Origin of the sequence: Paenibacillus chartarius (assembly GCF_042432825.1) — a bacterium.
Taxonomy (GTDB): Bacteria; Bacillota; Bacilli; order Paenibacillales; family NBRC-103111; genus Gordoniibacillus; species Gordoniibacillus chartarius.
Genome location: NZ_JBHLWN010000070.1, coordinates 39138 through 52823 on the forward strand (window position 1 = coordinate 39138; position 13686 = coordinate 52823).

Annotated in this window: 10 protein-coding genes; 8 read left to right on the forward strand and 2 right to left on the reverse strand. The window is 58.7% G+C overall.

The genetic code is table 11. The features are described 5' to 3' along the window. Nucleotides 1–75: 75 nt before the first annotated feature. The gene (locus ACFFK0_RS17265) at nt 76–1215 is read right to left on the reverse strand and encodes an N-acetyldiaminopimelate deacetylase (protein ID WP_377471532.1); all 1140 of its coding nucleotides are present in this window, start codon (nt 1213–1215) and stop codon (nt 76–78) included. A 49-nt stretch (nt 1216–1264) separates the two neighbouring features. Next, complete coding sequence (gene dapD / locus ACFFK0_RS17270) at nt 1265–1975, reverse strand: 2,3,4,5-tetrahydropyridine-2,6-dicarboxylate N-acetyltransferase (protein WP_377471533.1); 711 nt, start codon at nt 1973–1975, stop codon at nt 1265–1267. 463 nt (nt 1976–2438) lie between these two features. On the opposite strand from dapD, the gene pyrR reads away from it, so the two are divergent. The 8 genes from pyrR to ACFFK0_RS17310 all read left to right on the forward strand — a co-directional run bounded on the left by pyrR (nt 2439) and on the right by ACFFK0_RS17310 (nt 13334). Next, nucleotides 2439–2987 (forward strand): bifunctional pyr operon transcriptional regulator/uracil phosphoribosyltransferase PyrR, encoded by a 549-nt coding sequence (pyrR, locus tag ACFFK0_RS17275; RefSeq protein ID WP_377471534.1) that lies wholly within the window; start codon nt 2439–2441, stop codon nt 2985–2987. Between the two features lie 14 nt (nt 2988–3001). Beyond that, nucleotides 3002–3886, forward strand: a complete 885-nt coding sequence (locus ACFFK0_RS17280) for an aspartate carbamoyltransferase catalytic subunit (protein ID WP_377471535.1) — start codon at nt 3002–3004, stop codon at nt 3884–3886. Nucleotides 3887–3947: 61 nt separating this feature from the next. Further along, nucleotides 3948–5231 (forward strand): dihydroorotase, encoded by a 1284-nt coding sequence (pyrC, locus tag ACFFK0_RS17285; RefSeq protein ID WP_377471536.1) that lies wholly within the window; start codon nt 3948–3950, stop codon nt 5229–5231. Nucleotides 5232–5277: 46 nt separating this feature from the next. Further along, on the forward strand, nt 5278–6453 hold the full coding sequence (gene carA, locus ACFFK0_RS17290) for a glutamine-hydrolyzing carbamoyl-phosphate synthase small subunit (protein ID WP_377471537.1): 1176 nt from the start codon (nt 5278–5280) through the stop codon (nt 6451–6453). Next, on the forward strand, nt 6440–9649 hold the full coding sequence (gene carB, locus ACFFK0_RS17295) for a carbamoyl-phosphate synthase large subunit (RefSeq protein WP_377471538.1): 3210 nt from the start codon (nt 6440–6442) through the stop codon (nt 9647–9649). The genes carA and carB overlap by 14 nt, the downstream gene beginning before the upstream one ends. Before the next feature lie 25 nt (nt 9650–9674). Then, on the forward strand, nt 9675–10400 hold the full coding sequence (pyrF, locus tag ACFFK0_RS17300; protein ID WP_377471539.1) for an orotidine-5'-phosphate decarboxylase: 726 nt from the start codon (nt 9675–9677) through the stop codon (nt 10398–10400). A gap of 18 nt (nt 10401–10418) precedes the next feature. Beyond that, entirely contained in the window at nt 10419–11066 is a 648-nt protein-coding gene (gene pyrE, locus ACFFK0_RS17305; protein ID WP_377471541.1) for an orotate phosphoribosyltransferase, read from the forward strand. Nucleotides 11067–11198: 132 nt separating this feature from the next. Next, complete coding sequence (locus tag ACFFK0_RS17310) at nt 11199–13334, forward strand: putative glycoside hydrolase (protein WP_377471542.1); 2136 nt, start codon at nt 11199–11201, stop codon at nt 13332–13334. Nucleotides 13335–13686: the final 352 nt, after the last annotated feature.

Below are 13686 nucleotides of genomic sequence, written 5' to 3' on the forward strand. Positions count from 1 at the left end.
CTGGATGCGAGGATCTCCCTCGTATACCAGGTGCTTTCTTGATTTCATGCTGGCATTGCCGATGCCGGTACAACGTCAGTTCCCCGACTTCCACCTCAAATAGCGGCTCACCGTTCGAATCGCAACATCAATTGCGCCCTCATTCGGCTCCAGCTTCGCATGGTGCAGGCCATACGGCGTATCGACGCCGAGCCAGAACATGAAGCCCGGAATCCGCTCAAGGAAATAGCCGAAATCTTCGCCGGTCATTGCAACCGGACATTCCACGAGCTCAACCCCCGTATACTCCTGATCGCCGCGCAGCCATTCCATAAACTCGGCGGTTAATGCAGGATCGTTGTACACCTGCTTGTAGTTCGAGCCGTAGTCGATGTGGGCTTGGCAATCGAATGACTGCTCGATGCCGCGAACGACGGCTTCAATCCGGCCTTTGACCAGCTCCATCGACTGCGCGGACAAGGTGCGGATCGTTCCTTCGAGACGCGCCTTCTCGGCGATGATGTTCTGCTTGGTGCCGCCCTCGATTTTGCCGATCGTGATGACCGCCGAATCGAGCGGATTGACGTTCCGTGCGACAATCGTCTGCAGCTGGCCGACCATCTGCGCCGCTGCGACGATCATGTCGTTCGCGAGATGGGGGAAAGCGGCGTGGCCGCCGCGGCCGGTCAAGTCGATGAACAGCTCGGACGTGTTCGCGAACAAGATCTCCGGCTTCGTCGCAATCGTCCCAACCGGATATTCCGGAGCGATATGCAGCCCGGCAATCTGATCCGGCATCCAATCCTGCAGCTCCTCGGCTCCAAGCATCGGCAGCGCCCCGCCCGGACCTTCCTCCGCCGGCTGAAAAAGGACGATCAGGTCGTCCTTCATCGGCGCAGACGCAAACTCGCTGACGATGCCCATCCCGATCGCCATATGAAGGTCGTGCCCGCACGCATGCATATAGCCGGGGTGAAGGGAAGGGAATGGCAGCGACGTCTGCTCGGGAATCGGCAATCCGTCCATGTCGGCGCGGTAGCCGAACCGCTTCGCCGGGTTTGTCCCTGCGATGCGGACGAGGATGCCGGTCCGCCACGTACGGATCGTGAGCCGTTCCTGCGGCAGCTTCGCCAGCTCGTCCAACAGCAGCTGCTGAGTCTTGAACTCTTCGAAGCCCGGCTCGGGAATTTGATGCAGCTTGCGGCGAAGCTCTACGAAAGGACTTAACGCGGTCATCCGCTACACCTCCCGATGCGCGAGCGGCATGCCGCCGCGCTTCGTCATTTTACAGCTTACGCAGATCGGCGAGAATTTCCGTCTTGGACTTCGTCTTGTCGTCGACCTTCTTGATCACGCGTGCCGGTGCGCCGGCAACGACGGTGAACGGCTCTACGTCCTGCGTAACGATGGCGCCGGCAGCGACAACCGAGCCTTGACCGATGCGCACGCCTTCGAGGATGACGGCATTAGCGCCGACCAGAACGTCGTCTTCAATAACGCAAGGCTGAGCTGAAGGCGGCTCGATAACGCCGGCAACGACGGCGCCTGCGCCGATGTGGCACATTTTACCGACTTGGGCACGTCCGCCGAGTACGGCGTTCATGTCGATCATCGTACCTTCGCCGACGGATGCGCCGATATTGATCAGTGCGCCCATCATAATGACGGCGTTGTCGCCGATATGTACTTTGTCGCGGATAATTGCGCCCGGCTCGATGCGTGCGTTGATATTCTTGAGGTCGAGCAGCGGAATCGCGGAGTTGCGGCGGTCATGCTCCACAACGTAATCTTCGATGTTGGCTTTGTTAGCGTCCAGGATCGCTTGGACTGCCGTCCACTCGCCGAACAGCACGCCGCTCTTGCCGGAGATGAACGATTGGATTTCGCTGCCGAAATCGATCGCTTCGAGGTTGCCCTTCACATATACTTTCACCGGTGTTTTCTTCTTGCTGTCTCTAATGAACTGGATAATTTCCATCGTGTTCATTTCGCTCATGGGTTCCATCTCCTTAAGTAGGGTAGTCAACTCTTCTATATTACCAAAACTTACGCGGTTCGACAAAATGATTTAGCTGTCGTTCCGAGTGAAGGCCTCTGCGGCGGCAGGACATGACCCGTGCATATCGCACCTAGTTTATGAAAATTTCAGCGCATCTTCGTATTGACAGGCTTTGTCGAAAGTGGCATAATCACTGTAATCCCATATGCAACCTTTAAAATCAGTCCCGTGAGGCTGACAAGGTGATCGAACGAAGCAGGATGGCTTCGGCAACCGCATGCGCGAGACGCGGCGGGCCGAGCAAGCCGGCATGCGTCTGCTTAGCTGCACCCGCAGGATGCAGACTAGTGCAGGGCACAGCCGCAGCCCAGCTTCATACGCGAAGCGTACCCGCTCCTTGTCGAATCGGACAAGGAGCTTTTTTGTGCGCACACCAGGCAGTAAAGAGAGGAGCATGCCGATGATGGTCGAGCAGCATCTCATCCTCGACGATATGGCGATCCGCCGGGCGCTGACGAGGATTGCCCACGAGATATTGGAAAAAAATAAAGGTGTCGACAACTGCATGCTGATCGGCATACGAACCAGGGGCATCTACTTGGCACAGCGGGTCGCCGAGCGGATTCAAGACATCGAGGGCGTGCCGATTCCGGTCGGCGAGCTCGATATCACCCTATACCGGGACGACAGGGCGCGTCTGAAGTCGGTCGAATCGGCGGAAAAGGGCGGCTCGCTCAACATCCAGGACAAGAAAATCATTTTGTTCGACGATGTGCTCTACACCGGCCGCACCGTCCGGGCGGCGCTCGATGCGCTCATCGATCTCGGCCGGCCGCAAATGATACAGCTCGCTGTGCTGATCGACCGGGGCCACCGGGAGCTGCCGATTCGCCCGGATTACGTAGGCAAGAACGTTCCGACCTCCAAGCAGGAGAAAATTGAAGTCAAGCTAAACGAAGTGGACGGCCAGGACGGCGTCGTGATTCTACACAACAGGGGGAGTGCTTGATGGGAGCTGTCACCATGAGAACGAAACACCTGCTCGGCCTGAAGGGCATGGACAAACAAGAGATCGCGGGCATTCTGGACCGGGCCGCTTACTGGGAGCAATCCGCTGCGAAAGTATCCGACGTGCTGCGAGGCAAGTTCGTGGCCAACACTTTCTTTGAAAATAGCACCCGCACCCGCTTCTCGTTCGAGATGGCGGAGAAACGGCTCGGCGCCGAAGTGCTGAACTTCTCGTCGGCCGAGTCGAGCGTACAGAAGGGCGAATCGATCTACGACACGATGCGCACGCTCGAGTCGATCGGCATCGATGCCGCCGTCATCCGGCTGAAGCCGACGGGCGTGCTGCAGGAGCTGGCGGGCAAGCTGAACGTCGCGCTCGTGAACGCCGGCGACGGCAACAACGAGCATCCGACGCAAGCGCTGCTCGACCTGTACACGATGCGCAAGCACTTCGGCGACGTGAAGGGGCTGAACGTCTCGATCGTCGGAGACATCCTGCACAGCCGGGTAGCTCGCTCCAACCTGTACGGGCTGACCGAGCTCGGTGCGAACGTCGCGTTCTGCGCGCCGGACTCGATGCAGGCGAAGGAGCTGAACGCGCCGTACGTCACGATCGATGAGGCGCTTCGCGCCGACGTCGTCATGATGCTCCGGGTTCAGCTCGAACGACACGATAAAGGATTGATCCGCTCCGCCGAAGATTACCGGGAGCAATTCGGCTTGACGGTCGAGCGGGCGTCGCGCATGCAGCCTCATGCGATCATCATGCACCCGGCGCCGGTCAACCGCGGAGTCGAGATCGACGACGAGCTGGTGGAATGCGACCGCAGTAAAATTTTCACCCAAATGGCTCACGGCGTACCGATCCGCATGGCGGTAATCGAGCGCGTGCTGAGCTAAATAATCTCACATGGATAAGCGCCTTTAGGCGCATGCCATCATAACGTAAATGGAGGCGCTCATGGGAACTTGGATATTGAACGGACTGACAGTCGGCCGTGAAGGACAGTCGCAACGCCACATTCTGGTGGATAACGGAAGCATTAAGCAGATCGCTGATGCTGCGGCAGGATTGCCGGACACGAGCGGACACGAGACGATTGACGCGGCAGGCAAGCTCGTGGCGCCCGGACTGGTCGACATGCACGTGCATCTGCGCGAGCCGGGCTTCGAGCATAAGGAAACGATCGCGACGGGCACGCGCTCGGCGGCCAAGGGCGGCTTCACGACGATCGCATGCATGCCGAATACGCGCCCGGTCATCGACACGGTCGACACGGTCAAGTACGTGCTCGACAAGGCGAGGACGGAAGGAAACGGCGTTCGCGTGCTGCCCTACGGCTGCATCACGAAGAACGAGCTTGGCCGCGAGCTGACGGACTTTACCGCGCTAAAGGAAGCAGGGGCGATCGGCTTCACGGATGACGGGGTCGGCGTGCAAAGCGCGCAGATGATGAAGGATGCGATGGCGTTCGCGAAGTCGCTCGATCTGCCGATCATCGCGCACTGCGAGGACAATACGCTGGTTGAAGGGGCGCCGGTGACGGAAGGCGCTTTTGCCCGCAAGCACGGCCTGAAGGGCATTCCGAACGAGTCGGAGGCGATTCACGTCGGACGGGATATTTTGCTGGCGGAAGCGACGGGCGTCCATTACCATGTGTGCCATGTATCGACGGAGCAGTCGGTTCGGCTGATCCGGCAGGCGAAGCAGCTCGGCTTCCGGGTTACCGCGGAAGTGTGCCCGCATCACCTGATCCTGTCGGATGAAGACATTCCGGGACTCGATGCGAACTGGAAAATGAATCCGCCGTTGCGTTCTCCGCGCGACGTGCAGGCGGTGATCGAGGGGATTGAGGACGGCACGCTCGACATCGTCGTTACCGACCATGCGCCGCATTCCGCGGAGGAGAAAGCGAAGGGCATGATGCTGGCGCCGTTCGGCATCGTCGGCTTCGAGACGGCTTTCCCGCTGCTGTACACGAAGTTCGTCAAGACGGGACGCTGGACGCTGCGCTTCCTCGTCGAGAAGATGACTTCGGCGCCCGCCGAGGTGTTCGGCCTGCCGTACGGGCGGCTGGAGGAAGGTTTGCCGGCGGACATTACGATCATCGATCTCGAGACGGAGCGGGCCGTAGACCCGGCGAGCTTCCTGTCGAAGAGCAATAATACGCCGTTCGGCGGCTGGAAGCTGCACGGCTGGCCGGTACTGACCATGGTCGGCGGCAGTGTTGTGTGGAGCGAGTAATTACCAATCACGTTCTGACTATAGATGAAGAAGGAGCTGAAGAGCAATGCAGGCAAGGCTGCTGCTGGAAGATGGAACCCTGTTCACAGGGAAAGCGTTCGGAGCCGAAGGCGACTCCGTAGGCGAAGTCGTGTTCAACACAGGAATTACAGGCTATCAGGAGGTGCTCTCTGACCCTTCATATTGCGGGCAGATCGTCACGATGACGTATCCGCTGATCGGCAACTATGGAATTAACCGCGACGACTTCGAGTCGGTGAGACCGTTCATTCACGGTTTCGTCGTTCGTCAGCACGAGCTGGCACCCAGCAACTGGCGCGCCGAGTACACGCTCGACAGCCTCCTGAAGGAGTACGGCATCATCGGGATCAGCGATATCGATACGCGCATGCTGACGCGGCGCATTCGTCACCATGGCGTCATGAAAGGCATTCTGACGACGTCGAACAAACGCGTCGAAGAGCTGCTCGAGCAGATGAACGGTACGTCCTTGATGACGGACCAAGTGCCTCGCGTCTCGACCAAGAGCGTGTTCAGCGCACCGGGAACAAAGGAGCGTGTCGTCGTCATCGACTTCGGCTCGAAGAGCGGCATTATCCGCGACTTGGCGGGGCGCGGCTGCGACGTCGTCGTCGTTCCGCACGATACGACCGCTGAGCAAATTCGCCGCTTGTCTCCGGACGGCGTGCTGCTGTCCAACGGTCCCGGGGATCCGAAGGACGTCGCTCATGCGGTAACGACGATCCGGGAGCTGCTCGGCACCATGCCGATCTTCGGCATCTGCCTCGGCCACCAGCTGTTCGCGCTCGCTTGCGGCGCCGATACGGGCAAGCTGAAGTTCGGCCACCGCGGCGGCAACCATCCTGTAAAGGATCTGTTGTCCGGCCGCTGCTACATCACTTCGCAGAACCACGGCTACACCGTACTGGACGAATCGATCGTCGGCACGGAGCTCGAAGTGACGCATATCAACAATAACGACGGAACGATCGAAGGGCTGCGCCACAAGGTGCATCCGGCGTTCTCCGTACAGTACCATCCGGAAGCGGCTCCGGGACCGTTCGACTCGTCCTACCTGTTCGACGAATTCCTGGAGATGATCCGTAACCACAAGCTGGCGAACCCGCAGCTGCCGCGCCAAGCCCAAATGCAAGCCGCATGGCGCGAAAGCGCAGGCCAGTCGGCGAATCGGAAAGGAGAGCTTACGTATGCCCAGAAGTAAAGACTTGAAAAAAATTCTCGTGATCGGCTCCGGTCCGATCGTTATCGGCCAGGCGGCCGAGTTCGATTACGCCGGTACGCAGGCTTGCCAAGCGCTGAAGGAAGAAGGCTTCGAGGTCGTTCTGATCAACTCCAACCCGGCGACGATCATGACCGATACGAACATGGCCGACAAAGTATACATCGAGCCGATTACGCTCGACTTCGTTACGCAAATTATCCGCACGGAGCGTCCGGACGGTCTGCTGCCGACTCTGGGCGGCCAGACGGGTCTCAATATGGCGGTCGAGCTGGCGCGCGCGGGCGTTCTCGAGCGCGAAGGCGTCAAGCTGCTCGGCACGCAGCTGACGGCGATCGAGAAAGCCGAAGACCGCGATCTGTTCCGCGATCTGATGCGCGAGCTGGAGCAGCCGGTACCGGAGAGCGTCATCGTGACGACGGTAGCGCAGGCGCTTGATTTTGCCCATGAGATCGGCTATCCGATCATCGTGCGTCCGGCGTACACGCTGGGCGGCACGGGCGGCGGCATCTGTAACACGGACGAAGAGCTCGTGGAAATCGTTTCGTCGGGTATCCGCTACAGCCCGATCGGGCAATGCCTCGTCGAGAAGAGTATCGCGGGTATGAAGGAAGTCGAGTACGAGGTGATGCGCGACGCGAACGACAACTGCATCGTCGTCTGTAACATGGAAAACTTCGACCCGGTCGGCGTACATACGGGCGATTCGATCGTCGTAGCGCCGAGCCAGACGCTGTCGGACCGCGAGTACCAAATGCTGCGCTCCGCATCGCTCAAAATCATCCGCGCCCTGAACATCGAGGGCGGCTGTAACGTGCAATATGCGCTCGACCCGCATTCGTATCAATACTATGTCATCGAAGTAAACCCGCGCGTGTCGCGTTCTTCGGCGCTCGCGTCGAAGGCGACCGGCTACCCGATCGCCAAGATGGCGGCCAAGATCGCGATCGGCTATACGCTCGACGAGCTGAAGAACCCGGTAACCGGGCAAACGTACGCTTGCTTCGAGCCGACGCTGGATTACATCGTATCGAAGATCCCGCGCTGGCCGTTCGACAAGTTCACCAGCGCAAACCGCAAGCTCGGCACGCAAATGAAAGCGACCGGCGAAGTGATGGCCATCGGCCGTACGTTCGAGGAGTCGATTCATAAAGCTGTCCGCTCGCTGGAAATCGGCGTGCACCGCCTGTGCCTGAAGGACGCGGAGACGCTTGATAAGGAAACGCTGGAGCAGCGCCTGCAGAAGCCGGACGACGAGCGTATTTTCCTGATCGCCGAAGCGTACCGCCGCGGCTACACGCTGGAGCAGCTGCAAGAGCTGACGAAGATCGACTGGTGGTTCCTGCATAAGCTGGAAGGCCTCGTAGCGTTCGAGAAAGTGATCGCGAACGAACCGCTGACGCCGGAGCTGCTGCTCGAGATCAAGCGCAAAGGGTTTACCGACCGTGCGGTTGCCGAGCTGCGCAAAGCTGCCGGTGCTTCGGAATATACGGCGGAAGCGGATGTGCGGGCGCTGCGCTTGCAGAACGGCCTGAAGCCGGTGTACAAAATGGTTGACACGTGCGCGGCGGAATTCGAAGCGACGACGCCTTATTACTACTCGACTTATGAGACGGAAGACGAAGTGCAGGAGTCGAGCAAAGAGAAGGTCGTTGTACTTGGCTCCGGTCCGATCCGTATCGGTCAGGGGATCGAGTTCGACTACTCGACGGTTCATGCGGTTTGGGCGATCCAGGCTGCTGGCTACGAGGCCGTCATTATCAATAACAATCCGGAGACGGTGTCCACGGACTTCAATACGTCCGACCGTCTATACTTCGAGCCGCTGTTCTTCGAGGACGTCATGAACGTCATCGAGCGCGAGAAGCCGATCGGCGTAATCGTCCAGTTCGGCGGGCAAACGGCGATTAACCTCGCTGCTCCGCTGGCCCGCGCCGGCGTGCGCATTCTCGGCTCGGATCTCGAGAGCATCGACACCGCCGAGGACCGCAAGAAGTTCGAGGCGCTGCTGCGCAGTTTGAACATCGCCCAGCCTCCGGGCGGCACGGTTACGTCGGTCGGGGAAGCGGTCGGCACGGCTGCACAGTTCGGCTATCCGGTGCTCGTTCGTCCTTCGTACGTCCTTGGCGGACGCGCAATGGAAATCGTCTACTCCGACGAAGAGCTGCTCAGCTACATGGAATACGCGGTGACGATTAATCCGGAGCATCCGGTTCTTATCGACCGCTACATGCTCGGCAAGGAAGTCGAAGTCGACGCGATCTGCGATAAGGAAACCGTTCTGATTCCGGGCATCATGGAGCACGTCGAGCGTGCGGGCGTTCACTCCGGCGACTCGATCGCCGTTTACCCGCCGCAGTCGCTGTCCGCCGAGCTGAAAGAGAAGATCGTCGACATCACGATCAAGATCGCCCGCGAGCTGCGCGTCGTCGGTCTGGTGAACATTCAGTTCGTAATTTTCCAGGATGAAGTGTACGTCATCGAAGTGAACCCGCGCTCCTCGCGTACGGTGCCGTTCCTGAGCAAGGTGACGAACATCCCGATGGCGAATGTGGCGACACGCGCCATCATGGGCGAGAAGCTGGCCGATATGGGATACGAAACCGGACTGTGGCGCGAAGACGACCACGTATCGGTCAAGGTGCCGGTGTTCTCCTTCGCCAAGCTGCGCCGCGTTGACACGACGCTCGGTCCGGAAATGAAGTCGACGGGCGAAGTGATGGGCCGCGACGTGACGTATGCGAAGGCTCTGTACAAAGGGCTGATCGGAGCAGGCATGAAAATTCCGCCAACCGGCAACATCATCGTTACGGTTGCGGATAAAGATAAGCAGGAAGCGATTGAGCTGATGACAGGCTTCGCCCGCCTCGGTTACAAGATCGTCGCTACCGGCGGCACGGCGAAGGCGATGGAAGAAGCCGGCCTGCGCGTGAATCATGTAAACAAACTGCATGAAGGCTCGCCGAACATTCTCGATATGATCCGTACGGGAGAAGCGCAAATCGTCGTCAACACGCTGACAAAAGGCAAAGAGCCGGAGCGCGACGGCTTCCGCATCCGCCGCGAGGCGGTCGAGAACGGCGTCGTCTGCTTGACCTCGCTCGATACGGTGCGGGCGCTGCTGTACATGCTCGATTCCGTCAACTTCTCGTCGCGGGCTATGCCTGCGCACGTGTAAATCAGTAGAGGGGGCGACGGAAGCGATGGCGGAAAAAAATGAAATTGCAAGCCGCATCATGGTGGCGCTCGATTACCCCGATGCGGCGGCAGCCGAAACGCTCGTCGCTTCGCTCCAAGGCATACCGTGTTACATGAAAGTGGGCATGCAGCTGTTCTATGCTGCAGGCCCACGTTTTGTGACCGGGCTGAAGGAGCGGGGCTACCGCGTATTTCTCGACGTGAAGATGCACGACATTCCGAACACCGTCAAGGGCGGTTCGGAGAGCGTTGCGCGGCTCGGTGTCGATATGTTCAACGTGCATGCCGCAGGCGGACGAGCCATGATGGAAGCGGCGCTGGAAGGCGTGGACAAAGCGGTTTCGGGCGGCGTTGGTATGAGGCCGTTGGTGATCGCTGTCACCCAGCTGACCTCGACGAGCCAAGCGATGCTCAATGAAGAAATCGGTATTGCCGGCAGCGTGGAGGACGCCGTGCTTCGCTATGCGCGGCTTGCGCAGACTGCAGGACTCGACGGCGTCGTCGTTTCGGCGCTCGAAGTACCGGCTCTGCGCCGCGAGCTTGGCGACAGCTTTGTCACCGTAACGCCGGGAATCCGGCCGGCCGGGGCCGACATCGGCGACCAGTCACGCGTGCTGACGCCGGCGGAAGCGCTGCGCATGGGCTCCAGCTACATTGTCATCGGCCGTCCGATTACGGCGGCTGGCGACCCGCGTGCTGCGCTGGAATCTATTATCGAGTCGATCCAATAGTAGAGGAGACATCATACAATGACGACAACCGATTTGCAGCAATTATCGCGGGACATCGCCGCTTCGCTGCTCAGCATCGATGCGGTAGCGCTGCGTCCGCAGCAGCCGTTCACCTGGACGTCGGGATTGAAATCCCCGATCTACTGCGACAACCGCCTGACGATGTCATACCCGGCTGTGCGCGAGCAGATCGCCGACGGCTTCGTACAGCTGATCCGGACACATCATCCGGACGCCGAAGTGATCGCCGGAACCGCGACCGCGGGCATTCCGCATGCCGCATGGGTCGCACAAAAGCTCGGTCTGCCGATGATCTACGTACGCGATAAGGCGAAAGGCCACGGCAAAGAAAATTTGATCGAGGGCGTCGTGCGTCCAGGGCAAAAGGTCGTTGTGATCGAGGACTTGATTTCGACAGGCGGCTCCTCGCTGAAGGCGGCGCTAGCAGTGAACGAAGCCGGAGCGCAGGCGCTCGGCGTGCTGGCGATCTTCTCGTACAAGCTCGATCGCGGCACGAACGCTTTCGCCGAAGCCGGCATGCCGCTGCATACGCTGTCCGACTATCCGACCCTGCTGGAAGTAGCCGCCGAACGCGGCGCGATTCGCAGCGAGGATCTGGACAAGCTGCATGCTTGGCGCGAGGATCCGGCTTCGTACGGAGTATAATCGACGAATAACCGTGTCAAGGCTTTCGATTCTTCTTATAGGATCGGGAGCCTTTTTTTGCTATTGTCGGTTGGTGAGTTATCACCTATAGTGGACATATATCCAATTTGTTACTAGGGAGATCAACAGGTTATGGCCTCATTGTCACGGCTGGAATCGGAATATAGGAAACAGAAGCGTCGCCGGAAGATGAGGCGTCCATGGCTGATCGCCTGTGCCGTTCTGTTTGCGGCGGCAGGAACGGCGGCGATCATCGAGCGAGATCAGCTTGGCTGGAATCATCGGGAAGCGTCCGGTGTTCGAGCAGCTGCCGAGAATTCAAATACTACAGAACCGGTGTCGACCCCTTCTCCAGCCGTAACCCCTGTGTCGAAACGCCCGTTAACGGCGGGTAAGCTTACGCTATGGACGCCGCAGAAGGTGGATGCGGATACGATCCCGGTGATGTTCAGCTTCGAATCGGCTTCCGCACAATCGCTGCGTGTCACGCTGCAGGTGAAAAAGCAGGGGGAGACGGACTTCCGGACGGCGACGTTAAAGAGCGGCGGAGAACTGGCTGTACAGGCCGGAAAGCGGATGTACTCGGTGGCGTGGGACAAAGCGAAGGATGGCGTGGAAGCGGGCAGCACTTTTGAGATCCGTTTGTCAGTTTCATCGGACGGAGCGGAGCCGCTTGTTCAAGCGATCCGCAATGTGAAGCTGCAAAGCCGGGAGCAGGTGCGCAATCAGGTGGACCGCTATGTCGTGAACTATGGCACATGGTCAAATGAGCAGCTGGAAGAAGCGCGGACGCACGCCCAGCTTGCGATTGTAACGGCTAAGAACATGACAACGGAGCAAATCCAGACGCTGCGCGCCGGCAAAGATCCCGCGGATGCCGCAGACGATGTCATCGTGCTTGGCTACATTTCGGTCGGTGAAGACCAGCGTACGGACGGATTCAAGGATAACATAGAAGCTATGAAAAATGACCCGCGCTTTACGCTCGACGGCAGCGGTCCTTCGGTCGATCCGCGGCCGGGAGCGCCGTATCCTAACGGCGGAGAGCTAGCCGGGAGCTATAGCGCGGCGGGCAAGCCGACGAACAAAGGCTTTGCGCCATTTTACCTGAATGATAATTTCGTTACGGATCGGGTCGGTGCCGAGGGCGTGCCGGAATTCAACCCGGGCTTCGGCAGCGCGTTCGTCAATCCCGGGCATCCGGAGTGGCTGAAGGCGCTCGAGGACATGACTTTTGCAAGCGATAAAGTGAGCGGACTTAAGGAACTGCTGACGCCGAATTTCGGAGCAGGGTTTGCTTGTGACGGGCTGTTCCTGGATACGCTCGACACCGCCGCGCCGAATTCGTACACGGACGCTTCGAGCTACAACGTTACGGAATACGAGTGGACGGCGAAGGGCACGAAGGAACTGCTGCAGAACATTCGCCAGCGGTACCCGGACAAGCTGCTGCTCGGCAACCGCGGACTGTTTTACTACAATGCGGATTTGCCGGCCTTTGCCTATACGCTGAGGGGAGCGGTCGACTTTGTCCTGTTCGAGAGCTTCCGCTTGGACAGCCGCACGGACGAGTGGTTTAATGAATCGTTCTTCAACGACAACAAGTACAACTACGCGCAGAAGCTGCTCGCCGAGGCGGATCGCAGCGACGGGTTCCGGGTGCTTAGCCTCGGCTACGCGGAAGGCCCGGACGGCGGCGCGGCGAAGCAAGCTTTAACGGACGCATCGGGAGCAGCTGCGCCAGCCACCTTGCTGGAGGACGTGAAGGAGACGGAGCAGCTCGGCATGGTGCATTATTTGACAGATGCTGGGCTGACGATTGTGAACCATTTTGCCGCGGGCCATCGCCTTGAACCTGCGGCCCCGACGTGGGGCAGCACGAAGACGCCAAGTTTGTACGGAAAGCCGTATGACGGTCCTCGCGAAGGCATTCAGCAGGTTGCAGTACGAGGTAAGGATGTGTTCGTGCAGTGGGACGTCGCGCATTCGTCGGCAAGGCCGATCTCGTATGTGCTGTATGCGAAGGAAGGCACTGATTTTGATAAAGCCAAGCCGATTGAAGAGCAGGGCGCAAAGGTCATCGAGCTGAGCAAGGATATCCCGGCGGCCTATGCCGGAGCTGGGGACCGGACGAAGCGCTACCCGTATGAGTCGAAGGTACAGGGGCTGGAGCCGGGGAAGAGTTATTATCTGGTCATCCGGGCGCGGAATGCTGTTGGGCAGTATGAGGGGAATTGGAAGTCGCTATATGTGACAGTGCCGAAGTGATAGGGAGCCTGGCTGCGCCTTTAGGGGCGTGGCGGGCTTTTTTTGTTTAGCGTTTTAGAGTACTGGATGGATAGTGTGCTTTACACACAATCTAGAAAAATATCATTCTCCCATGTGATTGAATTACAACTATAGGTCTGTGGCTTTAGTGAATGAACAAAATTGTCGTATAAATAGAACTTTTGTTACGTATTTATTGTCGATTTCATATAGGGAGCAATTCCCTAGAACCGAGAATCGAATTCCTATAATATATAAAAATGGGTAAATGTGTAATATAAAAGATCTTAGATCACTAGCGTTGCAAGAAACCTCACAGAACAGACGAAACCTTAATTATTGAAAAATTTTA